This window comes from Micromonospora lupini (assembly GCF_026342015.1).
Taxonomy (GTDB): Bacteria; Actinomycetota; Actinomycetes; order Mycobacteriales; family Micromonosporaceae; genus Micromonospora; species Micromonospora lupini_B.
This window is the reverse complement of sequence record NZ_JAPENL010000001.1, coordinates 2,772,951-2,796,347: the sequence shown is the minus strand read 5'-3', so window position 1 is coordinate 2,796,347 and position 23,397 is coordinate 2,772,951. Positions and strand designations below refer to the sequence as shown.

The 23,397-nt window shown below is 69.4% G+C and carries 28 protein-coding genes; 14 read left to right on the top strand and 14 right to left on the bottom strand.

Annotation, left to right across the window (positions count from 1 at the left end; genetic code table 11):
- Nucleotides 1-2: 2 nt before the first annotated feature.
- From OOJ91_RS12480 to OOJ91_RS12470, 3 genes are read left to right on the top strand one after another with little or no spacing between them, the layout of a single operon-like run.
- Nucleotides 3-311 carry a hypothetical protein gene (locus OOJ91_RS12480; RefSeq protein WP_266244774.1) on the top strand — a complete coding sequence of 103 codons (309 nt, stop codon included), beginning with the start codon at nt 3-5 and terminating at the stop codon, nt 309-311.
- The gene (locus tag OOJ91_RS12475; RefSeq protein ID WP_266244773.1) at nt 308-1,060 is read left to right on the top strand and encodes a hypothetical protein; all 753 of its coding nucleotides are present in this window, start codon (nt 308-310) and stop codon (nt 1,058-1,060) included. The genes OOJ91_RS12480 and OOJ91_RS12475 overlap by 4 nt, the downstream gene beginning before the upstream one ends.
- Nucleotides 1,057-1,311: a hypothetical protein gene (locus OOJ91_RS12470; RefSeq protein ID WP_266244772.1), complete on the top strand. Its 255-nt coding sequence runs from the start codon at nt 1,057-1,059 to the stop codon at nt 1,309-1,311. Before OOJ91_RS12475 ends, OOJ91_RS12470 begins: the two co-directional genes overlap by 4 nt.
- 42 nt (nt 1,312-1,353) lie before the next feature.
- Here OOJ91_RS12470 and OOJ91_RS12465 read toward each other — a convergent pair whose 3' ends face one another.
- The 3 genes from OOJ91_RS12465 to OOJ91_RS12455 all read right to left on the bottom strand — a co-directional run bounded on the left by OOJ91_RS12465 (nt 1,354) and on the right by OOJ91_RS12455 (nt 2,359).
- The gene (locus tag OOJ91_RS12465; protein WP_266244771.1) at nt 1,354-1,554 is read right to left on the bottom strand and encodes a hypothetical protein; all 201 of its coding nucleotides are present in this window, start codon (nt 1,552-1,554) and stop codon (nt 1,354-1,356) included.
- A gap of 9 nt (nt 1,555-1,563) precedes the next feature.
- Nucleotides 1,564-2,037: a hypothetical protein gene (locus tag OOJ91_RS12460; protein WP_266244770.1), complete on the bottom strand. Its 474-nt coding sequence runs from the start codon at nt 2,035-2,037 to the stop codon at nt 1,564-1,566.
- 73 nt (nt 2,038-2,110) lie between these two features.
- Entirely contained in the window at nt 2,111-2,359 is a 249-nt protein-coding gene (locus OOJ91_RS12455; RefSeq protein WP_266244769.1) for a hypothetical protein, read from the bottom strand.
- A 237-nt stretch (nt 2,360-2,596) separates the two neighbouring features.
- On the opposite strand from OOJ91_RS12455, the gene OOJ91_RS12450 reads away from it, so the two are divergent.
- The 4 genes from OOJ91_RS12450 to OOJ91_RS12435 all read left to right on the top strand — a co-directional run bounded on the left by OOJ91_RS12450 (nt 2,597) and on the right by OOJ91_RS12435 (nt 9,019).
- Complete coding sequence (locus tag OOJ91_RS12450) at nt 2,597-4,456, top strand: DUF2637 domain-containing protein (RefSeq protein ID WP_266244768.1); 1,860 nt, start codon at nt 2,597-2,599, stop codon at nt 4,454-4,456.
- A 16-nt stretch (nt 4,457-4,472) separates the two neighbouring features.
- Nucleotides 4,473-4,667: a hypothetical protein gene (locus tag OOJ91_RS12445; protein ID WP_266244767.1), complete on the top strand. Its 195-nt coding sequence runs from the start codon at nt 4,473-4,475 to the stop codon at nt 4,665-4,667.
- A complete protein-coding gene (locus tag OOJ91_RS12440) occupies nt 4,664-4,915 on the top strand; it encodes a hypothetical protein (protein WP_266244766.1) in 252 nt (83 codons plus the stop codon). The genes OOJ91_RS12445 and OOJ91_RS12440 overlap by 4 nt, the downstream gene beginning before the upstream one ends.
- 1,770 nt (nt 4,916-6,685) lie before the next feature.
- Entirely contained in the window at nt 6,686-9,019 is a 2,334-nt protein-coding gene (locus tag OOJ91_RS12435) for a hypothetical protein (RefSeq protein ID WP_266244765.1), read from the top strand.
- Here OOJ91_RS12435 and OOJ91_RS12430 read toward each other — a convergent pair.
- Complete coding sequence (locus OOJ91_RS12430; protein WP_266244764.1) at nt 9,012-9,209, bottom strand: hypothetical protein; 198 nt, start codon at nt 9,207-9,209, stop codon at nt 9,012-9,014. The two genes, OOJ91_RS12435 and OOJ91_RS12430, sit on opposite strands and share 8 nt — an antisense overlap.
- A 66-nt stretch (nt 9,210-9,275) precedes the next feature.
- Between OOJ91_RS12430 and OOJ91_RS12425 the strand changes: the two genes are divergently transcribed.
- The gene (locus OOJ91_RS12425; protein ID WP_266244763.1) at nt 9,276-10,007 is read left to right on the top strand and encodes a metal-dependent hydrolase; all 732 of its coding nucleotides are present in this window, start codon (nt 9,276-9,278) and stop codon (nt 10,005-10,007) included.
- On the opposite strand, the gene OOJ91_RS12420 is transcribed toward OOJ91_RS12425, so the two are convergent.
- Both OOJ91_RS12420 and OOJ91_RS12415 read right to left on the bottom strand, forming a co-directional pair.
- Nucleotides 9,986-10,648, bottom strand: coding sequence for a hypothetical protein (locus OOJ91_RS12420; RefSeq protein ID WP_266244762.1), 663 nt, complete (start codon nt 10,646-10,648; stop codon nt 9,986-9,988). The two genes, OOJ91_RS12425 and OOJ91_RS12420, sit on opposite strands and share 22 nt — an antisense overlap.
- 24 nt (nt 10,649-10,672) lie before the next feature.
- Nucleotides 10,673-10,837: a hypothetical protein gene (locus OOJ91_RS12415; RefSeq protein WP_266244761.1), complete on the bottom strand. Its 165-nt coding sequence runs from the start codon at nt 10,835-10,837 to the stop codon at nt 10,673-10,675.
- A 259-nt stretch (nt 10,838-11,096) separates the two neighbouring features.
- Between OOJ91_RS12415 and OOJ91_RS12410 the strand changes: the two genes are divergently transcribed.
- The 4 genes from OOJ91_RS12410 to OOJ91_RS12395 all read left to right on the top strand — a co-directional run bounded on the left by OOJ91_RS12410 (nt 11,097) and on the right by OOJ91_RS12395 (nt 13,582).
- On the top strand, nt 11,097-12,302 hold the full coding sequence (locus OOJ91_RS12410) for a helix-turn-helix domain-containing protein (protein WP_266245384.1): 1,206 nt from the start codon (nt 11,097-11,099) through the stop codon (nt 12,300-12,302).
- A 604-nt stretch (nt 12,303-12,906) separates the two neighbouring features.
- A complete protein-coding gene (locus OOJ91_RS12405) occupies nt 12,907-13,098 on the top strand; it encodes a hypothetical protein (RefSeq protein WP_266244760.1) in 192 nt (63 codons plus the stop codon).
- Nucleotides 13,095-13,310, top strand: a complete 216-nt coding sequence (locus OOJ91_RS12400; RefSeq protein ID WP_266244759.1) for a hypothetical protein — start codon at nt 13,095-13,097, stop codon at nt 13,308-13,310. Before OOJ91_RS12405 ends, OOJ91_RS12400 begins: the two co-directional genes overlap by 4 nt.
- 143 nt (nt 13,311-13,453) lie before the next feature.
- Entirely contained in the window at nt 13,454-13,582 is a 129-nt protein-coding gene (locus OOJ91_RS12395; protein WP_266244758.1) for a hypothetical protein, read from the top strand.
- A 144-nt stretch (nt 13,583-13,726) separates the two neighbouring features.
- Here the strand turns inward: OOJ91_RS12395 and OOJ91_RS12390 are convergent, their stop codons facing one another.
- Nucleotides 13,727-14,164 carry a hypothetical protein gene (locus OOJ91_RS12390; protein WP_266244757.1) on the bottom strand — a complete coding sequence of 146 codons (438 nt, stop codon included), beginning with the start codon at nt 14,162-14,164 and terminating at the stop codon, nt 13,727-13,729.
- 97 nt (nt 14,165-14,261) lie between these two features.
- On the opposite strand from OOJ91_RS12390, the gene OOJ91_RS12385 reads away from it, so the two are divergent.
- Both OOJ91_RS12385 and OOJ91_RS12380 read left to right on the top strand, forming a co-directional pair.
- Entirely contained in the window at nt 14,262-14,639 is a 378-nt protein-coding gene (locus OOJ91_RS12385) for a hypothetical protein (protein ID WP_266244756.1), read from the top strand.
- A gap of 130 nt (nt 14,640-14,769) precedes the next feature.
- Nucleotides 14,770-15,351, top strand: coding sequence for an RNA polymerase sigma factor (locus OOJ91_RS12380; protein WP_266244755.1), 582 nt, complete (start codon nt 14,770-14,772; stop codon nt 15,349-15,351).
- A gap of 695 nt (nt 15,352-16,046) precedes the next feature.
- Here OOJ91_RS12380 and OOJ91_RS12375 read toward each other — a convergent pair.
- The 7 genes from OOJ91_RS12375 to OOJ91_RS12345 form a co-directional block, all read right to left on the bottom strand.
- Nucleotides 16,047-16,622 (bottom strand): hypothetical protein, encoded by a 576-nt coding sequence (locus OOJ91_RS12375; protein ID WP_266244754.1) that lies wholly within the window; start codon nt 16,620-16,622, stop codon nt 16,047-16,049.
- 822 nt (nt 16,623-17,444) lie between these two features.
- Nucleotides 17,445-17,852, bottom strand: coding sequence for a hypothetical protein (locus tag OOJ91_RS12370; RefSeq protein WP_266244753.1), 408 nt, complete (start codon nt 17,850-17,852; stop codon nt 17,445-17,447).
- Between the two features lie 59 nt (nt 17,853-17,911).
- Nucleotides 17,912-18,379, bottom strand: coding sequence for a hypothetical protein (locus tag OOJ91_RS12365; RefSeq protein WP_266244752.1), 468 nt, complete (start codon nt 18,377-18,379; stop codon nt 17,912-17,914).
- Nucleotides 18,376-19,350: a peptidoglycan-binding domain-containing protein gene (locus tag OOJ91_RS12360; RefSeq protein WP_266244751.1), complete on the bottom strand. Its 975-nt coding sequence runs from the start codon at nt 19,348-19,350 to the stop codon at nt 18,376-18,378. The genes OOJ91_RS12365 and OOJ91_RS12360 overlap by 4 nt, the downstream gene beginning before the upstream one ends.
- A gap of 85 nt (nt 19,351-19,435) precedes the next feature.
- Nucleotides 19,436-21,571 carry a hypothetical protein gene (locus OOJ91_RS12355; RefSeq protein ID WP_266244750.1) on the bottom strand — a complete coding sequence of 712 codons (2,136 nt, stop codon included), beginning with the start codon at nt 21,569-21,571 and terminating at the stop codon, nt 19,436-19,438.
- 11 nt (nt 21,572-21,582) lie between these two features.
- On the bottom strand, nt 21,583-22,290 hold the full coding sequence (locus OOJ91_RS12350; protein ID WP_266244749.1) for a flagellar biosynthetic protein FliO: 708 nt from the start codon (nt 22,288-22,290) through the stop codon (nt 21,583-21,585).
- Nucleotides 22,275-23,396, bottom strand: coding sequence for a hypothetical protein (locus OOJ91_RS12345; protein WP_266244748.1), 1,122 nt, complete (start codon nt 23,394-23,396; stop codon nt 22,275-22,277). The genes OOJ91_RS12350 and OOJ91_RS12345 overlap by 16 nt, the downstream gene beginning before the upstream one ends.
- Nucleotide 23,397: the final 1 nt, after the last annotated feature.

The following is a 23,397-nucleotide window of genomic DNA, read 5'->3' as shown; positions in this document are numbered from 1 at the left end:
CCATGCCAGGCGGTGAGCCCAACAGCGCGTCGCCCGAATTCGAGCGCGGCCAGCAGTTGCCCTATCAATACCTGGTGTCGTACGCCGCCGAGACCGACGGCGGCCGGATCGGGCTGGGCCATCTCCCGATCGGCAGCAGCAGCCCAGCGACTGACCAGGCCACGATCAACGAGTTCCGGCACACGATCAGCCGCGCGGAAAACTTCCCGGCGGACAGGATCGCCGTGCTCAACTTCTGGCCCCTTTCCCAGCCCTACAAGGGCTGGCGACGCTTCGTGCCCGGCCTCCGAAACCGCATGGGGGCACGGTGACCGTGCAGCTTCAGTGGGCGAACAGTCAACCGGGGGTGTGGCGCAGCCTGTGCGGCCGATACGTCGTCTTCGCCGTCACCCTGCCGGAGCGGCCGGCCCGCACCGTCTACCAGGCCCGCCGGATCGACCCGGCCATGGCCGCCGCTGACCACACCGGCACCTACCTGGGGTTCCTCCTCGAAGAGTCCCCGTGGCAGTGGAATTCCGACAACAGCGTTCACAGCGCAGAGGCCGCCTGCGGCCGGGACCTATTCCGGCTGACGCACTCGTTCAACGTCCCCGAGGACCACCCGGCCGTGGCGCTGTCCGGGTTCTGGTGGCCCGACGGCGGCGGCGGGGCACGCGGCGCCCTGGCCGTGGTGTGGCAAGACGGTCGTCTGGTGGTGCAGATCCTCGGCATGGGCCGCGCCGACGCCGACACCGTCGAGGTGGGCGAGTACGCCAGCATCGACCTGACAGCCCTTGGCATCGAGGTTGACCCGGCGGCCCTGCCAACGGTCACCGACCACGCCGATCAGTGCAACGGCTGCAACGTCAAGGCCGGCAACCCGCACGACTCCCACTGCTCGCACGCCCGATGCCTCACCACCGGGCAGCAGCGGCTGCTGTGCACCTACTTCGGCGGGTCGCCCACCGCCGGCATCGAGGCCGTGCAGACGGGCGGCAGCAGTCAGGCCGAGTTCGAGGAGTTCTTCAAGACCCCAACCGGCCACGACTGCGGCCGGGACACCTACGTAGGTGGCGAGTGACCGACCACCCGTACGACCCTGACTGCTGCACGTTCGACCCGGATGGCAACCCGGAGGACTGCATCGGCCCGCCCCGCGAGGAGCCCGACTGCTGGGAGTGCAGCGACAGCCGGACGGTACGCGGATGGTTCGGCCGGCGCCGCTCGTGCCCCAACTGCTCGCCGAGCCGCGGCGACTTGGTGCGCGCCCGGCTGCGCGGCCTGGTGCGGCGACGTCCTGCACGCGGTGGGGACGTCGAGCCGCCGTTCTGACCCAAAGCGGCCAGGCCGGTCACCCCGCCGAGGGGTGGCCGGCTACTCGCAGCGGTCCTCGGACCCGCGCCCCTTCGCCTCGCAGCAGTCCTCCCGGTGCGCGTACACCCGCAGCGACTCCCCGCCGGCCCGGCCCGTCTCGCCGGTTCGCTCGTACAGGCACGCCCGCCACACCAGCGTGTCCCCGCCGGTCGTTTCTGCGACCTGGCCGGCGCCGGGACCACCACTGAGCAGCACATTCACGTATAGAGCCTATCCGGGGCGGCCGACACGCCCGGCCTCCCGCAGCTTGTTCCACTCGTGCACGAAGCCCGCCAGGATCCCTACCGCAGGCGCGACCGCCACGAAAGCGACATTCGAGAACCGCTCACCGCCTGTGGTCGGACTGTCGGCCCCGTTCATCCCCATCCACAGCGCCATCTGCTCCCCGTACCCCCACAGCAGGGCCACGGTGAAGGCGAGCCCGGCGAGCCCGAGTGCCGTGTAGCCGACCCTGGTGACGCCGGAGGTGCCCAGGGCGAACGCGCGGGCCAGCAGCGACGGCAACGCGATGACGACCGCAGCGAGGAGCCCGGCCAGCCAGAAGGCTGTGACCCGCTCCAGCGGCGAGAAGCCGACGACGCTGAAGACGGTCGCGGCGATCGAGAAGATCCAGCAGGCCATGGTGGCGCGAGTAGCGCGACGACGAGCGACCTCGACGGCCGACGTATCAGTGTGTGTGTCCATGGTGGCTGAGGGTAGAACCTCGCGGCGACATGGAGTCCGCCGTGACGCGTTCGGCGGATAGTCCGGAAGCGGACTACCCAGTGCCGAGGTTCCGCCGGATCAGCTCTTCCCGGGCGGCCTGCTTCTCCGGGCCGGGTCGCATCGCGAGCCAGGTGTTCAGCTCGTCGATCGAGGCGCGCTCGATCCGCCGGTGACCGCCGGCCGTGTAGGTGACGCGCAGCAGGCCGGCGTCGGCGAACTCGCGGATGGACGTCGCGCCGTGGCGGGGGCGAACCAGCTCTGTCGCCTCTGTCGGCGACACGTACTCGCCCTCATCTGCCACCGGTGCCGCCCCCGTCATCTTCCGCGTGTTTCGGGTCTTCCAGATCGCGCCCAGTGTGGCAGACGGCCGAGCCGGTGTGCGAGATCCACGCGGTAGAGGCGTAACGACCGTCAACCCGTCTTCCACATCTTCCGCCACCTCCAGAAACTACGAAAACTCCGGAACTTGTGCCATCATAGTGCCACGACCGTCAAGTCAGGTCGATGTCTGAGCAGCCAAAACGTGGGAGGAACGCCAGTGACCTTGACCGCCGAGCACACCACCACCCCGGGGCTGACCGTCGCCTCGGCGGCCGACACCCCACTGTGGCGGCAGGCGCTCGACGCGTTCATGACCGGCGTCGACTACATCCCCGCCTGGGCGTGGCTGCTCGGCTTCACCGTCCTCACCACCGTCGTGCTCGTCCTGCGCTCCCGCGCCGCGAAGGCCATCCGCGCCGCCGGCCGTGCCTCCACCGGCAAGACCACCACCGACGACGAGGGCGAGGAGTACGGGGCGCTGTTCAAGGCCACCGTCACCGCGGCCGTCCTGTTCTGGGTCGCCGTGCTCGCCGGCTCGTTCCGCAGCCTCATCGAGTTCGCCGAAGACACCCTGCATTGGAAGGACGGGTGGCAGTTCCTCGTCCCCGCCACGCTCGACGGCGTCGCCGTCACCTTCGGCTTCCTCGCGTTCCTCGCCATCAAACGCAAGCGCAGCCCAGCCCGCGCCTACCGCGTCGTGTGGGGTGCCACCATCGCGTCGGCGCTCATCAATTTCACCCACGAAGCCGGCGCCGCAGGGGGCTCCGCTCTCGGCGGCGGGTACTTCGCCCTGCTGTCCCTGTTCGGCATGGCGATCCTCCACGAACTGCTCGACCTGTTCGGTGAGGGCGCGGCCCTGGTGATCCGGGTCAACCCGGTGTTCGGCATCCGCTGGGTGACCTGGCCGTCGAACACCGCCGCCGCGTGGCTGGCATGGCGGAACCACCCGCCGCGGCCCCTGCGCGCGGACCCGACCGACGAGCAGAAGGCGTGGTACGGGTCGGTGCGGCACGCCGTCGCCCACCTCGAAGCGGTCCGCCGGGCGAAGCGGATCGCCCGGTACCGGCTCGACGTCCCCGCCGCCGCCCTGCCGGCTGCCGGGTGGGCACGGATCTGGCCGTGGCTGCGAGTCCGGCAGCTCGACACCGCGCTGACGGACCTGCGGCAGACGACCGCCGAGGAGCGCACCACGCTCCGTACCGAGGCCGCCGAGGCGCAGGCCCGCCTGGTGAAGGTCGCCGCCGATGAGCTGGCCGCCGCGCAGGAGCGGTTCGCCGCCGACCTGGCGCGGGTGCACGCCGAGCTGGACCGCGTCAGCGGCGAGCTTGCCGCGACGACCGACCTGTTCAACTCCGCGTCGGCCGAGCTCGACCAGGCCCACGCGAACGGGACGGCCGCCGAGGCGCGGGCGACCACAGCCGAGGCCGACGCCGACCGGGCGCGTACCGACGCGACCGCTGCCCGGCAGACCGCCGCCGACCGCGCCGACGAGATCACCCGCCTTGCCGGGGAGCTGCGGGCCGCCCAGCACGACAGCGGCCGGCTGGCCGCCCGGCTCGACCAGGTGCGCGCCGACGCTGACCGGGCGGCGGCCGACGCGCTGCGGCAGCTCGACGTGCTGGCCGACCGCCACGCGGCCGAGCTGAGCGCCACCACCGAGCGGCTCGCCCGTGAGCGGGACGCCGCCGTGGAGGCTGCTCACGCGAGCGCCGCCGCGAGCAGGCCGGTGAGCGCTCCGGCCGGTGGTGCTCACGGCAGCGCCGCGAGCGGTCAACCCGCGAGCGCCGGCCGGTCCGGCGGTGAGCGGTCCGGCGGCGGGTCGGCGAACCGCTCACCGAGCAGCCCGCCGTGGAGCGCCCAGCAGGAGCGAGCGTTCAAGCTGCGCGACGCCGACAAGAAGAAGTGGACTTTCGACGCGATCGCCGCCGAGGTCGGCGCGGGGGAGAGCAGCGTGCGCCGCTGGTTCGACAACCGGCGCAAGCACCTCGACAGTCTCGCCGCCGTGCCGACCAGCCTGATCCCCGCCCCGAAGGAGCCGGCCCTGTCCGGCACCAACGGCACACCCGTAACCCGCTGACCAGGAGGTATCCACCATGGCACCCGACACGACCCCACCGGGTCACCTCAGCGCGAAGGCCGTCCGACGGCACGCCGCCGTACGCCAGCACGCAGCCACGCAGCTCCGGGCGAAGGCCCGAGCCCGGACGGTCAAGGCGTTGACCTCGTGGCCCGCGATCGTCGTCAGCGCGGTCGTGGCTGCCCTGATCGTCGCGGCGGTCACCCGATGACCGCGCTCGCCGCGGCCGCCGCCGGGAAGCCGGCCACCATCGTCCCCATCGCCGTCATCGGCGCGTTGCTGCTGCTCTACGTGCTGTTCCGCACCTGGCGCACCGGCTTCACCTGGTTCGACACGCTGGCCGCCGTGCTCTTGGGCGTGGTCATCGCCTCGGCCGGCGACGGGCTGCTGAGCAATCTGCTGCTCGGCTTGATCGGCTGGATCCAGTCCTTCATCGGGTTCGTCGCCAAGGCGTTCTGAGGAGAGTCACTGTGCGTATCGGTAGCCTCTTGACATGGTGGACGTCCACCCCCCTTGACGCGGGGGCTGAGACGGACGCCCAGCGCTCAACGGGGGGTGTTTCCTCTTCCGTCAACCCCTCGACGTCCACCCCCCTTGACGCGTCGCAGAGCGTCACCGCCCCGGCGGCCGCCGGAGGCACCACTACGCCCCAAGCCGCCGGCGTGACCGCCCCAACGACGGGACCGACCACCGGCGCCCAACCCACCACGACCACCACCGGCACGCCTGGCGCGACCACCGCCAACGCCGAACCGAAGGTGCGCGTGAAGCAGGTCCACCCGCTCGTCGCCAAGGCGATGGCCAAGCTGCTGACCCCGCCGGTCCTCGCCACCGTTGGCATGGCCGTTGTCGGCTTGCAGGTGCTCCTGCTTCTGGTCGGCGGGTGGGTGTGGACCCTGGCCGTCAACTTCATCCTCGGGGCGATCGTCTTCTGGGCGCTGCTGGCGTGGCGTCGCTCGGCGGTCGCCCGCAAGGCCGCGGCCCGAGCTGCTGCCCGCGGTAAGGACAGCAAGGGGAGTGACACCCGCCGTCGCGGTTTGGTCGGTCTGCTGCGTCGCCGTGGTGACGGTGGTGGCCGTGACGGCGGCGGGTCGGGTGACGCCGCTCATGGCGGTGGTGGCGGTCCTGGCCGGCACCGCCGCCCAGGGTTGCGGAGCCGGATCGCCGGACTGCTCACGGGACGTCGTGGCGGCGGGACGCCGAGCGGCGGCCACAGTGGCGGGGCCGGTGGCGGCCACAGTGGCGGCGCCGGGGGCGGCGCTCATGGCGGCGGTCACGGGGGCGGTAAGCGGGGTCCGCTGGGACGGCTGCGTGAGCGGTTCGGCCGGAACCGCAAGCAGGGCGGCGGGCACAGCAACACGGCCGGGCACGGCAGTGGCGGCCAGCCATCCGGCGGCGGCCATGGCGGGGGCGGCGGTAAGCGCGGCAAGTTCGGCGGGCTGAAGATGCCGTCGTTCCTCCGCCGCAAGGGCGGGAAGCCGTCCGGTGCAGGCCACTCGTCGGGTTCGAACGGGGGCGGCGGCAACCACGGCGGCGGAGGTGGCGGCGGCGGGCGACCCACCCGACGCGGCAAGCGCGGCGGCAAGAACAGGAGCGGCGGGAACGGGGACAACCGCACCTCGACCAACACCGACACCGGCAGCGGCGGCAAGGAGCCCGGGTTCTGGCGTCGCCTCGGCCGGGACCTGAAAACGGGTGCCGGGGAGGGCGCGGACGCAGTCAACGGCGTCGGCGTGCCGAAGCCGAAGGGGGAGCAGACCGACACCGGTCAGGAGACGAAGGCCCGGAAGCCGGAACCGGCGCAGGCCACCCGTCCGGAGCCGACCCGAGCCGAGCCGACGCCCCGCCCAGCCGACGCCCAACAGCAGAAGGACCAACGGCAGTCCGGGGCCCAGCAGCGCCCGGAGCCGACCCGAAACCAGACGCCCCAACCAGGGGCACCAACCGGAAGGAAGACCACAATGGCCGCAGATTCGAGCCTCCAGGGATGGGGCCGCAGCATCGGAGTCATCAGCCGCGTCGTCGACGAGGCCATCGAGAAGATGCCAGCCCAGGCCGACCTCCTGACCGGCGTCGTCAAGGCAATCGACGACCTCGTCGTCGCCGGCCGTGACGACCTGCCCGCCGACAACTTCGTCGTCGCCGAAGTCGAAGCGATCAAGGCGGAAGCAGCAACAGCGCTGTCCGACTACGAAGAGGCGCTGGGCCGGTTCCGCCGGGTGTCCGCGCGTGCCGAAGCGCTGCCCGGCATGTACAAGAACCGCCACGAGGGCGACGAGAACCGGCTCAACGGCACCCGCGGTGGCGTCGAGCGGGAGAAGAAGGCCGACGTCACCTACGCCCAGCAGGACACCTGAGCCGGCCATGACAACGACAACGGAAAGGAGGCCGCAGGCCATGCCTCAGCGGGAGTTGGTCCGCTCCGGCGGCACCGTATGGGTGCCCTTCTGGGTGCTCGCGGTGCTCGTCGTAGCGGGCCTGCTCCGGCGAGGCGCCGAGTCCGGTGCGATCGGGTGGGCGTGGGCGCTCGCCGTCGGAGCTGGCCTGTTCGGCGCTTTCGGCGCGGTGCTCATCAGCGTGATCGGGGATCGAGATAAGGCGGCAGCGCACCGGGCGGCGGCCTCGGTGATGGGTGGCGTGTGGACCGCGTACATCGCCACGGTGGGCTGGCCATGGACGAGCGTGATTCTGCTCGCGGGCGGGGCCGCGCTCGTGGGTCTGTTCGAACGGTGGCTTGCCCCGACTGAATGGGTGATCCGAGGTATCCCGCAGCCGCTCGTCGAGCAGGTGCCGGCCGCGTCGACGTCCCGCGAGGCGTGGTGGGCCGAAGTGCTGCGGCGGACGTTCAAACAGCAGGTGCCGGTCCTGCGGGTGGTCCCTTGGAACGTGCCGGAGGACGGCGAGGAGGTTGTCGTTGAGATCCCCGACGGGCTGACGTTCGACAGCTTCATCGGGGCCTGCTCGACGATCGCCACCCGCGCCCAGCTTGAGCAGGGGTGCACCGTCCAGACGAAGCCGGGCGCGCATCAGGGCGTCATCGTCCTCAACGTGATGCTGCGGAACTGCCTGGCCGAGTACCGGCGGGCAGAGGAAGACATCACTCCCTCGTCGATCAACGAAGGGATCCCGCTGGCGCGGCTGCCGCAGGGTGGCCACGTCATGGCGTACCTGCGCGAGAAGTCGATGCTCGTGGGCGGCATGACCGGCTCCGGCAAGACCACGTTCCTTCACCGGCTGATCATGCGTATGGCCCGTTGGGTCGACGCACTGATCTGGGTGATCGACCTCAACGGCGGCGGAACCGCGTGGCCGTGGGTCGAGGCATACGCGAAAGGACTCGCCACCAAGCCGATCGTTGACTGGGTCGCCGACAACGAGTTCGAGGCGGCCGTCATGGTCGCCATCACCCAGGCCGTCGCCAAGGACCGGAAGATCAGTCCCGAGGCTCGACGTCGCCGCAAGGCCAAGAACACCACGGTCCTGCCCGTCGACAAGGACCTGCCGGCGATCATCCTCATCACCGACGAGGGCGCCGAAATCGCACAGGCGACGACCCTCATCGGCCAGCTCGTCAAGATGGGCATCACCCGCACGGCACAGATCGCCCGCGCAGAGGGCGTCCGCGTCGTGATGTCGATCCTGCGGGGCACCAGTGACCTCCTGGACCGGGCGCTCAAGACCGCCATGGCGGTCATGGTGTGCCTGCGTATGGCACTGCATGAGGAGTACGGGCACGTCCTCGGCGTCGACCCCCGCTACAAGGGGCCGATGCCCAACGGCGACATGTTCGTGAACTTCCCCGAGTCGGGGGAGGGACCGGTGAAGACGAAGACCGAAGACGTCACGCCCGACATGATCGAGGCGCACTCGATCGCCACCGCGCACCTGCGGCCGGACCTGGACGAGCGGGCGCAGAAGGTCGCCGCGCGGGTGACCGTGCGCGACGTCCTCGGCGGCAAGGACCCCCGCGACTTCCCGGACATCGCCCGACACCCGGTCATGCGGGATGTTGAGGCTGGCCGTGCCTACGCCGGCCGGTGGGACCGGGCGGCCCGCCAGCTCGCTGAGCTACGTGGTGAGGACGTGCCCGAGTTCGACGACGAGCCGGTGCGGGTGCACGTCCCCGACCGGCCAACCGCTGCGGAGCCCGGGTCGCTGGTGGAGAAGTTCCTCCTCGACGCGAAGGCGTTCCGCCGCAGCCGCGAACCGGAGGTTGTTCCGGCCGGCGCCGCTGTGCCGGCACAGCGGGAACGGGAGGTGGGGCCGGCCGACGTGTTCGCCAGCAGGCCCCGCCCCGCCGGCCCGAGTACCGACCTTGTGCCCGTCGCGACCGGCGACGGGGTGCAGACCACTGTCCGGGAACTGATCCGGATGGTGGTGCGGCAGGCCGGCACCGAGTGGTTGACCGACGCCGAGATTCGCCGCCGGATCGCTGCGGAGACGCGCGTCGACGTGAATCGGTCACGCAGCGGCCAGGTGCTCGCGGCGATGGTGAGGGCCGGCGAGGTGGAGCGGGACGACACCTCTACGAGCGGCCCGTACTACCGGCAGGTGGTCAGGTGAGCTGCTTGGCCTGGGCGCGGCGGGGCGACGGGACACCGGCGCGCAGCCGGTCCCGCTCCTCCGCCGCCCGGACACCCGCGTCGAACGCGTCGCGCAGGTCGTCGGGCGTGGCACCGCTGTCGGTGGCCTCAGTCACCGCAGCCGTCAACCGCTCCAGCCACCGCTGGCGGTCCTGCTCACGCGCTGTCATGTACGCAGTGTCTCAGATGAGTACGACTTTCGTCACTGTGTCGCTTTCGGGCGGTGTGTCGCGGTGATGGGCCGCACCCACGCGCTGAGCGGCGCGACGGGCTGGCTGGTGGGCTGCGCCGCCCTCACCGCCATCACCGAGCCGGTGCCGGCCCACGTTGTCGTGGCGGGGGCGGTGATCTCTGCCGGGTGGGCGTTGGTGCCTGACCTGGACCACCCGAACGCGACCGCGTCGATCAGCCTCGGCCCGGTCACCGGCGCTATGTCGTGGGTAACCGCCGCGGTGAGTCGGGTGGTGTCGCGGGTGACCTGCGGGTGCTGCGACGGGGACTCCGACGGGCATCGGGCGCTCACCCACACCGGCGCGTTCGCGGTCGTGATGGGTGTGCTGCTCGGGGTGGCCGGGTGGCGGGTCGGGGCGGCGGCCGGCGTGCCGGTGGTGGGGGTGTCAGCGGCGCTTGCCGTGCGGGGCTTGGTCAGCCGGCGGCGGCGCGGCTGGCTGGGGATCATGGTGGTGGCTGTCGCGGTCGGCGCGACCCTCGCCGAGGGTGGTCCGGGGTGGTGGTGGATTGGGCTGCCGGCGGCGTGGGGGGCGTGGGCGCACTGCCTGGGTGACGCGATGACGCTGAGCCGGTGCCCGCTGTGGTGGCCGCTGCGGGTGCGCGGGTGCCGGTGGCAGCCGGTTGGGTCGCCGCGGTGGCTGCGGTTCCGCACCGGCAGTGGTGCGGAGCGGGTGGTGTGGGTGGCACTGTTAGTCGGGGCGCTTGGCGCGGGTAGCTACCTCCTCGGCGCTGCTTGAACGGCAACGTCCGCCCCGCCGGACCGTGGTGACCTCACTGGAAGCTGGTAGTTGGGCAACTCGCTTAAGACCCCATCCCAGTCGCGGTGCCAGCGCCGCCCGGCCGAGTCGCGGAATTCCATGGCGACCCGGACGACGTTCAAACCGTCAATACCGTGCGGGTACCTGAGGCGGATCAGATCCCACATCTCCTGCGGCAGCACTTCCTGAACGTCGCGCTTATGCGGCGGCACCACCGGAACCTGACCCCCCGTCCAGGTGTCCAATAGGCCGAAGAAGCGGAAGAAGATCAGCACGTCGTAGATCGGTAAGGTCGAGGCGTTCAGAATGTGCGCGCCCCACGTAGTCATGGGCCACTGGACCCTGCCGAGTCTTGGGGTGGCGTTGGTTGTTTCCTTGTCGAACCAGACCGAGACGAGTGAAGCCTGACCCTGCCTCTCGTCGAGCGCCCGTTCCCGTCGTTCGTCCTCGGCTCGCCGGTCACGCCCGGACTCGATCTTGTAGACGCGGAACCCGACGATGGCAGCGACAAGGGCGAAGGCGAGGGTGGCGACGTTGGCGAGCGCCCCCACCCACGTCGCCAGGTCACCGAGTTCGGCGCGGGACAGCCACACGGACAGCAGGACGTAGATCGACAGCACACCGGAGAGAGTACGAACCCGGCGCTACCGGGGTGCCCAGACGTACAGCCAGGGAGGACCGGCGCCGGCCTGACTCTCCAACTCGTACACGCCGTCGACGTCGGCGTCCAGAAGCTCGCCCCCGTACTCGATCCACAGCCACGTCTGGTCGATCGCCGTCGGCGGTGACCCATCGTCGTCGAGGGGCACGAGCAGGGAGCGGCCATCGACTGGCCCTCCGACGCATGGCACGTCGACCCGCTCCCACATCGCCTGGCAGCGCGAGTTCCGCTGAAACCGACCTGTCCCGGGCGTGTCCGGCCGATGATCACGGTCCGGGGACGCGCCGAGGGGGAGCCCGGTGTGCAGCCCGGCTCCCCCTCGCGTCGTCGTGGCGACGACACAATGATATCGACCGTCCACGCGGTACCGTCGATGGTGGCAGCTGAACCTCGTGCAGGAGGTCACCATGGAGCTTGTCGACGACCCGATGCCCCCGGGCAAGCGGATCAAGCTGTACCGGCAGCGCGCCGGCCTCACCCAAGAGGTCGCCGCCCAGCTCAAGGGCGTCACCGTCTCCGCCTGGCGGAAATGGGAATCCGGCGAACGCTCGGTCAACAGCCTCGGCGACTGGATCGACATCGCCCGCATCCTGCGGGTCCGTGACCTGTACCGGCTCACCGGGCTGCCGATAGGGGCGATGCCCGACGACCCCGCCGAACACGACAGCGTCCGGCCGCTGCGCGCGGCCATGCACTCGTACGCGCCCGTCGTCGACCAGGTGCCGTCGCTGCGAGAGCTCGACGCGGGGGTACGGCTGGCGTGGACGACCTGGTACCAGTCGCGGCAGCGGTACACGTACACGGCTCCGGTGTTGCCGGAGCTGGTCCACTCGGCGCGGGCGGTCGCCGTCGGCCTCGACGGCGCGGAGCGGCGGCACGCGCAGCGGGTCACCGCAGACCTGTACCTGCTCGTGCGCGCGTATGCGAAGCGGGTCGGCGCGAACGACATCGCCGTGCTGGCCGCCGACCGGGCGCTCACCGCGGCGTACGAGGCCGACGACCCGTCGTACCGGGCCGCCAGCGCGTGGAACATGGGCCAGGTGCTGTCCAACCGGGGGCACACCGAAGAGTCGGTGGAGATGTGCCGGCAGGCCATCGCTGACCTCGAACGGGCCGGCGACGGCGACCCGGTGCGCCTGTCCGTCCTCGGCGGCCTGCACCTGCTCCTGTCCATCCAGTACGCGCGTTCCCGCGACGAACGGCGAACGCTGGCGGTGCTGGACCGGGCCGACGAGATCGCCCGCCGCACCGGCGAAACCGAGCACCACCACATCTTCTTCGGGCCGACGAACGTGCAGATCCACCGCGCCGCCGCCGTTCTCGAGTTGTCCCGGCCGGGGGAGGCCCTGCGCATCGGGGAGCGCGTCGACATCGAACGGTCGCCGAGCATCGAGCGCCGGCACTCGCACCTGACGCACCTCGCGCGGGCGTACGCGTCGAAGCGCGACGACCTGGCGTCGATCACGATGCTGCTGCGCGCCGACCGGGAGTCACCGGAGGAGTCCCGCCTGAACCTGCTGATGCGCTCCACAGTGCGGGAGCTGCTGATCCGGGAAACCCCCACCACCCGGGCGGACCTGCGGGTCCTCGCCGAGCGGGTGGGCGTGGTCTGAGGTACCCCGCTGCGGGGTAGTCCCCCACGCCGTGACGCCGGCTGCGTGACCGCCGCCTTACGGTCTGTTGCAGGTCGTCCGAACCGGTCCCCCCGACACGGTATCGACCGACCGGGGCGACGACGGTGCGTCTACCCGCATCCGGCGTGGTGTGCGTGCACCGTCGTCGCCCCCACCCATTCCGGGTGGGGGCGATCGTCAGCGGTCCACACCTCCCGCCTGGGAGGAGATCGCCCCCACCCTTCTGGCAGGAGGGCGGCGCGGTGAAGCTGTTCAGGTGGTGGCGCAGAGCAGAGCCGGGACCTTTGGACCGGACCGGACCCGCGACCCTCTACGGGAACCGCGCCGGGGCTCTACCCGACCACCGCGCCGACGACGAAGCGGATCCGCCCTCGGCACCTGACTCCGACAGCGACCACCGATCGTCGGGGCGACCGAGGTGACCCGGCCCCCGGTCATGGCCGGCCTCAGCCCGCAGAAACCGATCGAGCACGCACCCACCAAGCCGGGTTGGGATTGCCTTGTGTGCGAGCAGCCGTGGCCGTGCGCGCCAGCGAAAGTGAACCTGTCGGAGCTGTACAGGGGAGACGCACAGGGCCTGGCCATGAGCTTGGCCGGCTACTACTACGACGCGGCAGTCGACCTTCCTGGCACGCCGCCGGAGGAGCTGTATCAGCGGATCGTCGCGTGGTCCCGCCCCGCTGCCCGGGTGGCGCCGGAGGGGCCGGACAAGACAGCGCCGGCCGCTCAGCCACGCCGTCGGCGGCCGGTGAAGGATCGGCAGGTGGGCAAATGACCGACGGCGGGCCGTTCTTCGACGATCTGGGTGATCTGCGCACGCAGATGATCCGAACCGCGAAAGCGATCGTTGACGATCATTGGCCGAGCCCTGACCGGTGCCCCATCTGCCGCGTGGCCGCGTGTACAGCCCGAGGCAACGCGGCCTACTACCTCGAAGTCGTGGGGGAGCCGCCGTACGTGCCGAACCTGTTGACCCGGGCGGCGTGATGCAGTGGTGCGCGGGCTGCCGGTCCGGCCGGCCCTTGGATCTGGGGCACGACTGCGCTGGGGTGGTGGTCGTCGACGGCCGGAGGGAGCCGTGCGGCTGCCCTGACCGGCACGCACCAGCCGGTGACCTGGTCGTCGCGAGCATGATCGAGGACCTGCACCGCAACGACCGCGCCTGCCACCAATGCACCCCGCAGGGTTGCGAGCTGCGGGAGTGGAGCCGGCCCCGGTTGGAGGCGTTCCGCCGTGAGCTTGCCGGCCGCCGCCGTTGAGCCCAGGACGACCAAAACGCCCCGCCCACCCGTGAGGGTGAGCGGGGCGCAGGATCAACTTTTCTCAGGAGCGGTCCTCGTCCAGTTTACCGCCGAGCAGGGGTCGCCTCATACCAGCGGCGATCAGCCGGCTACCAGAAGTGATCAGCGCAACCGGGACGTGGGCCGTACGTAGGCCATACGGACGTCACCGGCAACTACAACGCCGTCGATGGTGCGGGGGTCCGCCGTCGGCGTGGACTGCGGGCGGATGACGAGGGCGGTCATCAGGGCGATCGACGCGGCAGTGATAGAGCCGACCTGTTCCTGATTGAGTTCGAAGCCGTACGCGGCGGCGAGGGTGGCGCACGTGGTGATCAGGCCGACGAACAGCGTTGGGGCGAGCGGCCGAACCTTGAAGGCGAGCCAGGTGGACGCGGCGGCGGCCAAGACTGCTTCGGCTGCCCCGGCCTGCTTGGCGGTGAGGAAGTCCGCGCCGAAGGCGACGAACAGGGCGAGGACCGACGCGGCGGCCATGATCAGCACGGCGGGTTCCCGGCCGAAGATCGTGACCTTCGCGGGCAGGTTGGTGGGCACGGACATGACCCCTCCCGGGGATGCAAGGGCAGACAGGAAGAAGCCCGGCGGCCCTGAGCGAGGGCGGCCGGGCGGACACGGGTGGGCGGGTACGCTGCCGGGCGTGGACGAGCCAGGGCAGGTCGACTGGGGGCAGATCAAGGCCCGGCCGGGCCAGTACGCGTGCCCGGTGCACGGGATCGTGCAGCCGTGGCAGCAGCTGGTGCCGGCGTGCCGGGACTGCGGGCGGGCCGCCCATCGGGCGGTGCTCGACCCCACCCTGAAGGTGGTGGTGTGGCAGGAGGCCATCCCGCAGACATGCGCCGGGGCCGATCGGCACCCGCTCAAGCCCGGCCGGGTGGCGTTGGGCACGGCAGCGTGCTCGTGCAGCCCTTCAGGGCTGCACCGGACGTGGACCTGCGGGGTGTGCGGGGACGTGCAGCAGTGGCCGCCCCACAGCGATGTCGACGCCGCCCCGTACTTCGGGCCAGGAGCCCGCTAGGCCACCTCGGGCCAGTACACGCCCGGTTCCGCTGTCACGCCACGACGGGGGCAGGAGGATCGACGTCGTGGGGGTGTAAGAGAGTCCGAGGTTCGGAGCAAGTACATGCAGACGCATCCCTGGAGGCATAGTGCACGCCGAACGGAACCGCGCTGCCTCAGCAGCAGCAGATCGACAGCGGCTGACCGACCTGTTTCTTCAGCATGGGAACGCGATACATGCATACGCCAGAAACAAGGTGACCGCTGAAGCCGCTAACGACGTCGTGAGTGAGGTTTTCGCGGTGGCGTGGCGTCGGCTCGACTCGATCCGCCTTGGAGAAGAACGTCCATGGCTATTCGGGGTCGCACGGCGCGTCATTGCCACCGAAAGACGGCAGGCAGCTGATTGGATTGCGTTGCACCAACGCCTACGGGAATACCCAGACGAGCACCTTGATGATCAGGCGGACGGTATCGTCGAGCGTCGCAAGGTGATAACCGCGCTGGGCAACCTCAGCGAGGCGGATCGCGAAGTTCTGTGGCTTCGTTACTGGTATGACCTGACAGGAAGGGATGCGGCACACGCAGCGGGATGTAGTCAAGCGGCCTTCGCTGTCCGTTTGCACCGAGCGAAGCGCAGATTCGCTGAAGCGGTGCAAGCGCAGGTCATTGAGAATGGATTAGACGCCCGTTCGATTGCAGACCATCTTCAAGCAGGAGTAATGCGTTGAAAATTTCAAAGGGTCAGGTGGAGCAACTCCTGATCAACTCCAGGCCGGAACCGTCTAATGGATTTGTCAGCAGTGAAGATGGGCGGGCAGTTTTGAACGACGTGCTTGCTGCAGAACGAGGGCCTGCTCGGCGCCGTCGTCCATCGCGACGCGCGATGCTCGTAGCCACAACCTTGGGGGTGCTGATCGCTGGCGGGGCTACTGCGGCGATCGCCCGTTACGACGCTCCAGTTGCCTCGCCCGAGTACCTGCCCGCCTCTGATTCGGCCTTTGTGTGTTCCACCGCAGGCCTCCAAAAGCAAACGGATACGACCCTTCGTGAAGGAGAGCGGCCGGCTGATGCGTGCCGCAGAGTATGGCATCGATCTTTCGGCGACAAAGCGCCGCGGAATTTGTTCTACTGCGTAATCGGCAGACCGACCGCTGCAACACAGGCACCAGACCAGCCCTCTGGCGGAAAACTGGTCTACGTTCTAGATGGCGATAAGTTTGGAAACGCCCCAGAGGCCTGTGGATCCGTTGGTCTCCAGGTGGCTCCCCCACGTCCAAGCACCTCGTCGCTACCTTCGAAAGCCAGCGACACCACGTCTCCTGCTGCGCCTACACCGGCCCCCAAGGGATCTTCCTGACACTCGGCAAAAGCCGGCAGGCGTGTCCGGAGACACTCTCCGGACACGCCTGCCGGTGTTCCAACGTCACGGGTAGTTTGGCGTCCATGGTGAACGAACGGGGCCACAGACATGGACACCGTCGATCTTGTCGTTGACGTTACCAATGCCAGTCGACTCGTCGGCGTCTAGCGCCAAGTTTGCTCGTTTTGTGCCAGCTGCGACTGACAGGATCTTAGTCCAATTGTTGTTGCCCAGGTGATTGAAGAAGAAGCCCCAGGTTCCACTACTCTGCTGGTTGTTGACGGAGGAAATCTTGTCATTCCAAACGCCGCCGCCCGGATAGGCGTAGTTGCCCAAGTTCCATTCCCTGCCACATGTGGTGAAGTTCAGGCTCGGGTCACCGTACTGGCGATTTGCATAGGCGCACATATAGAGGCTCGGACATGGGTCCGACATCATTCTTGCCCCGCCGCTGGCTTGCGGTAGCCGCAGTACCAATCCAGGGGCTAGTTCAACTTCTGCTTGACTAATCTGACGGGATCCCGGCGTCCGCTTCAAGACGTCCGCGATGCCGGCCGCCAATTGTTCTGCGGTAGGTGCGACCGTCGACGACTGCCAGTCGTAGCTGTTCGTCGAGATCGGGGCGGCGCTACTCGACACTGTCGGAGCGGCGCTACTAGGCACTGCGGTCATGAGTAGAGATAGGCAGGCAGTGGATAGAGCAGCCGCCACGACTTTAGCAAGCCGAAATACAGGTTTTGACAAGGTGACACCTTCCCCGTGGATTAGAACTAGCAGCAAGTGCAATTCGCAACTTACAGCGGGGCACCCATCGAAGTCAACGTCAATAAATCTCACTAACAGTACATTCCAGAAGTTTTGGGCAAACTTTGCTTATTCAATCTAAAGGTCGAGAATCGCTTTAAGTGCGTATTGGCAGTTTTCTTTCTGTCATTGCTCAGTTGAGACAACATGAACGGCATCGAGCGGATCGGTTCGATATTGAAATTTCCGGTGCCCCGATTGTTAAGGGTGACTCGCGTACCAGAAGAAGGTTTTGCCACGCCTGCGCAAACGTCCGATCCAACCCCGCCGCCGTTTCCCGCGGGGTCGCTCCCTATGGTCACCTTCCGGTGCCACAAGCGGTGTCAGTCGCCCTCCCGAACCAAACCTGTCACGGGGAGCCTGGCCCGCGGTGTGAGCGCGACTAAGGTCTTCGGTCGGGTCCGAAGCAAGCGGCAGGCTGCGGGTTGGCTGTTGGGCGAAGAGTGGGACTGCGATCCGGGTGACCCATCCTGTCTCTGCCTGCACAGGACGTATCGGGCATCATGTATATGCTGGAACTTCTGGGCGCTGCGGCACCGTCGTGCCGTCAAAGACCTCGAACTCAATCGCTGGGCGAACCATGCCGTGCTGCCAATTCCTGCCTCTGAAGATCAAGACTGGGTCGCATTGCGGTACTGCTGTGATAAAGCTGCCTCGCTAGCCGGGCCGGTGTCCGTTCGTGCCGTTGTGGTCGGCGGACACCATCACCCGTAGCCGCGCCAGGGCAACGCCAGGGTCGGGGGTGCCGGCGGTTTCGAGGACGGCGTTGCGCCACCGCAGCAGCAGGTGCGTCAGCTCCCTTACCGCGTTGCGCAGGTCGCCGATCTCCGCGTTGGCGGCCTCGGCTTGCTGCCGGGCGCCGGTCGCCTCACGCCTGGCCTCGGCCACCTCGGCTTGCAACTCGTTGACCCGTCCACGTAGCGGCTCGACGAGGGTGAGCGCAGTGTCGGTGATCACGTCGGCGGCGTCCGCGCGGATCTTGCGGCGTTGCAGGAGGGTCGCCGCGAGGGCGGCTAGACCGCCGGCCCCGCCGAGTAGGCCGATGACGGTGATGAGGGTCTGCACCCACGAACCCCCGGCGGACGGGGGCACATCGGCGGCCCACACCATCACGGCCCACACCATCATCGGTCCCCCTCTACGAGCAGAGGGACGTCCGCCGTGTGCCCCTTCTGGGCTGCGCGGCCGACGCGGCGTAGGTCCCGGACCACCTGCACGCAGCGGGCCCACGAGGCGACCGCGACGGCGATAACGAACGCACCAGCCGCGATGGCTGCCCCACCGGACACGAAGTAAAGCGCGATGGCGTACATGGTGGTGACGGTGCCGAGCAGGATCATGCCGATTAGCTCGACGCCCATCGACGTTGAGAGGTCACCCGGCCAGATCACACCGACGAGGCCGACCACACCGGCGGTGATGAGCCCGGCCGCCCAGAGCGTTTGCACGGTGGCGGGCATGGCGGCGCTGACGGACGCGGGCCGGCGGTCGAAGACGACGAGGGCGATGCCGCAGGCGACGGCGGCGACAAGGACCGCCACCTCGAACGGGTGCCGGCCGCTTGCGATCTGGACCGGCCGCAGGGGGCTCATCCCGTAGGCTCGGTCGCTTCACCGGGAACGACGGTCCCGATGAACGAGAACGTCGACGGCAGCTCCAGCTTGCCCGGCAAGCCTTGCGGCCCGATGGGCCCGGCCGGGCCGGCGGGACCGGCGGGACCGGCGGGACCGGCGGGACCGGCGGGGCCCTGCTTGCCCTGCGGACCGGCGGGGCCGGGCGAAGCCGCAGGGCCGAACTTGCGCGCGAAACACAGGTCGATCTGCACCATGGCGTGCGCGTCGTACTGAGTGCCATCCTGCTTCGACCCGACCGAGGCGCGCGCCGCCGCCACCGCGGCGGCGGTCTTCGGCCCGTAGTCGCCGTCAAGCTCGCCGGTGTAGAACCCGCAGAGCTGAAGTTTGTACTGCATTGCCTGGACGTGTTCGCCCTTGTCGCCTTGCTTGCAGAACATGAGCAGCGAACCTCCCTGCTGGTTAAGTCCGATGGAGTTGAGGTAGCGACGGAACAGGGGCTGCTGGTCGCGGCCGGCTTTGATCGCGTCGCGGAAGAAGCTGAAGTGGGTGTGCCAGCGGTGCGAGCTGTCACCGGTGCTGCGCTTGCCGAGCCGGTCCCACCGCTTCACGGTCGTACCGTCGGGGCTGTAGATGATCTCGCGGATGTCGCGGGCGTCCGGCGCGTTGCGCTGGCACTCGCCGACACACCAGAGCGAGAAGTTGGCCAGGGTGTGCGTGCGACCGCCGGAGCGGACCTCGAAACCGCCGACGTCCAACGCCGCCGCGTCGAGCGTCAGGCCGTTGCGGTCCCGCGACGACTCCACCACCGAGTAGTCGCCGGTGACCACACGGTTTGATCCGCAGTGGTAGCCGCCCCGGTGGGCCGGGTCGCCGACGATCCCGACCTCCGCCGGTTCCAGGTCGGCCGGGCGGTTGGTGTTCGAGTCGACGTTGAGGTGCGTGAGAAGGAGACTTCGGACGGCCAACAGGTTCGCCGGGGCCCGGGTCATGGGGATACCTCCGCCCAGTAGGGGTGGCGGCCCGCCGGACAGGCAGGGCCGCAGTGGGAGAGCCGGCCGGGCCGGCGGGCAGGGGTCAGGCCGTCCAGGAGCCGACACCGACGGTGCCGTTCGCGCCCCTCGTCAGCGCCCGGTACTCGTACGGCTGCCCCGAGCGGGCCGTCCAGTCGTCCCACGTCGCGTCGTCACTGAGCCCAGCGGCGATCGTGACGTCGGTGCCCGAGGCCACGCCGCTGTGGCGGCGCATCAGGTCCACGGACAGCACGGCCGGCTGCGGACCCGACGGGGCGGGGGTAGCGATCACCACCCGGATCAACCCGAGGCCCGGCATGGCGGTCGGTGTGACCGCCGGGACTGGCGGCTCGACGTAGTCGACGACGATGCCGGTGCTGACCAGTGACGACGACAAGCCCTCGTTGTTACGGGTCCACAGCCGCAGCGTGTACGTGCCGCCGTCTGCGACGACCACGGGCGGGGCGTAGCTGGTGGCGGTCCCGCCCAACCAGCCGGTGTCGTGGACCAGCGCCGACGCGCCGTCGAGCATCTGCACCCGGTAGGCGGTCTGTTCGGCGACGCTCCACGACAGGGTGACCGTGTCGCTGGTCCACGTCGCGCCGTCCGGGGTGGGACTCGTGATCGTCGGGTCGACCTTCGCCGACGGGACGATGACGAGCGCGGACGAGTACGGCGATGCCGTGGACGCGCTGTCCCACGTCCGCACCCGGTAGGTGTGCGCCGGATCGGCCGCCCCACCACCACCGAGCCACAGGCCGGTGCTGAGGTTGATCTGTGTGGTGGCGCCGGAGTTCGTCTGCTCGGTGGTTTGCCACGTCGAGTCGGACGCCCGCAGGTATTCGATCGTGCCGGACCCGATCTGCCGGGACAACGCCCACGCGGTCTGCGCGTCGTTGGGGTCGGGGTCGGAGAACTCCCAGTCGAGCAGCAGGGCCTGGGTGACGTCCATGGCCGCGCCGTTCGCGGGTGGGGTGGTGGGGTTCGTGCCGTACAGCCAGCGGGGCGCGTTCGGGGCGTAGGTCAATGCCAGGCTGGTCGACACGACGTCGTTGGGTGTGCCGGCGTGGGCGGTGATCATGTCGTAGCGGGCGGACCCGAACGACTCGTGCCGCACGGAGTAGTTACTACCGTTGATCACGGGGGTGGCGTTCGCGGTCGCCCACGACGTCCATGTGCCGCTCGCCCGGATGTAGTCGACGTACCAGACGACGTTGGTGCTCGTGCCGACCGCGAAGATCCGCACGTCACCGGACACCGCGTTGTAGGCCAGGGTGCAATTCCGGACCACTCCGGCCGGATGGACGGGCGTGGTGCGGCGGACGGTCGCACTGTTGGCCTGGTTGCGTTCAAGCAACAGCACCATCTCCGGGTCGGTCGGCTCAACCGTCGGATTCGGTACGGCCATCATGAACCGCGCGCCGTCCCACCGGCCGCCGACCCCGTTCTGCGCGGTGAACCCGGTTGCCAGGGAAACGGTGTTCGTGGGCCCGGAGAACACGGTGCCGTTCCACGCGAGCTTCACGACCCGGAGGTCGGTGCGGCCGAAGCAGACCCACAGGTGGGGGACCGACGCGCCCTTGCCGTCGCCGGAGTGCTCGATGTCCATCTGTGGGGTGACGCGGCCTGCCGGCGAGTCATACAGCCACTGTCGTTTGCCGCTGATCAGGGCGTTGTTGACGGACATCGTGCCGTTGGCGGCGACGTTCGCGCCGTACAGGGTGACCCCGGATTGGGCGCCGACGCGGGTGCCGGCGGCGACGATCACCCGGGCCTGCCCTGTTGAGGGGAAGCCGATGACGGCGATCTCGATGCCCTGGTGAACGGAGCCCGGGACGCCGCCGTTGGCCGGTAGGGCGACCGCCATCGGTACCCCGAAGCTGAAGGTGGTGGCGGTGCCGAGGGCGCGGATGATGGAGATCCCGTCGCGGTTGCTCTCGTTGGCGCGGTACGCCAACCACAGCTCTCCGCCGGAGGTGATGTGCAGGCCGGAGATCTCCAGGATGGTGACGGAGAAGTTCCAGCCGCCCGCGTACGTCCAGGTGGCACCCTTGTCTGTCGACCGGAAGTAGACGACCCCGATGTTGCCGTTGGCGATCATCGCCATCCACAGCAGGCCGTTGAGTTGCCGGTCGACGCGAGCGGCGGCGGGGGCACCGCCGAGCGGATCGGTGAGGTTGGAGTCGACGATGTATCCCACCAGGACCCCTTTCAGATGACCGTGGCGTGTGGGTAGTCGGCGGGGGTGCCGGGCATCCGCTCGACTTCCAGGTAACGGCGTTTCGTGGCCGTGCCAATGTGCTGGACCGTGCCCGTGGACGCCTGCGCGGTGACCGCGATCGTCTGCCCCTCCAACGGGGTGGTGGCGGTGCGGGCCAGGTAATGCTCGGCGAGGATGCCGAACGCGATACCGGCAACGGGGGTGCTGTAGTGCCCGAACAGGCCCCAGTCGACCGGGTACGGGCCGGTGACCCGGTCGCGGACCCGCCACAGGCTGTGTCCGGCCGCACTGCTTTGGATCTGCCCGCCGAGGCGTAGCCGGTACACCGCCTGCGCTTCGACGGTCAGGTCAGTGACGGCGAGGACGGCCGTCTCCCCGGACACCCCCGACGAGCTCGTGGAGGCCGTCCACGTCCTGACGAGGTTCCCCGCGCCACCGAAGACCCCCACGACGACCCATTCGCTGCCGAACCTGACGAGGGTGACCCGGGAGTTCTCCCGCACCTGCACGTGGGTGAGTACCTTGACGGGGACAGCCAACGCGGACCCGTCGAACGTGACCGCGGCCCGCGTGGCGGACTGCCGCTCCTGGACCGTGCCGGTCGCGGTCGCCCGATCCCGCGCCGACTCAATCCGGGCGTCGATGAGTCGCAGCAGGTCCAGGCCGAACACGGCGGCCCCCTCTACAAGACGCTCCACTCGTGGGTCATATCGCTGCCGTCGAGCGGCAGCGTCCATGACGTTCCGAGGACATCCGCGTACGGGCCGATGGCCGGTTCGTCGACCACGAGCCGGTCGAAGTGCCAGTGCAGCGGCGCCGGGGACGTGCTGACACGCAGGGTGGTGGGGATACGCATGTCCGCGTCGATCGTCACCAGGGCCAAGCGTTCCAACGCGGCCTGGTCGGCGGCGTCGACGTACATCACCTTCGTGAGGACCCTGCCGCGGCTCTGCACGCTGGTGTCGCCCTGGTCGGTGTTGGTGACGGTGTAGACGCCAGCGCCTTCGGTCGGTGGTGGGCCGTCGATGTCGTTCTGCCGCACCGCAACCCAGCGGTTCGGGGCGTCGAAGTAGTCCCGCTCCACCTGCCGGGTGCCGAGCATCGACGTCCGCTGGTCGGCGTCGTACAACCACTCCGGCGCCCGCTCACGGGGCAGCACGTACGGCTGGCACCGCAGGCGCCCGTCCCAGTCCGACCAGATGCCCTGATAGCCGACCGCCCCCAGCAGGTCGTTGACGATGGACAACCAACGGGTTTGGTCGTCCAACGGCCACACCTTCGCCGACGGCAACACCGCGTCGGCGCGGGTCTGGTCGATCAGGTACCGGGTGTAGCCCTGCTGCTGGAGGATCGCTTCAACCTCGGCGAGGTAGCTGGCACCGGCGTCCACCGCGTACGCCTCGCCGGTGGGGGAGTAGAGGCCGTGGAGGATGTCGTAGCCGGTGACGTCGTAGGTAGCAGGCTGCTCAGCGAGGTCGACGATGGGCGCGCTGGTGTAGAACGCGCCCAGGTTGAACCGGGCCTCGCCGACGCCGTCGGAGAGGGTCATGTACGGGCGGACGAGCGCCGACGACCACGCCAACTGTCGGGTCACCGCGAGCGTCGCGGTCGAGTGCAGCGTCGCGTACGAGTTGCGGGACACAGACCCGCCGGACAGTGCGTCGCTGATGTCCTCGACGACCTGAAGGTTCCGGTCGATCAACTCCAGGCCGCGGCCGACCTGGATGGCGGGCGCGTCGCGCAGCAGCCGGGTGACCGCCGCCTCCGTCATCAACTCGCGGGGCGCGGCGGTGATCGGCTGCACG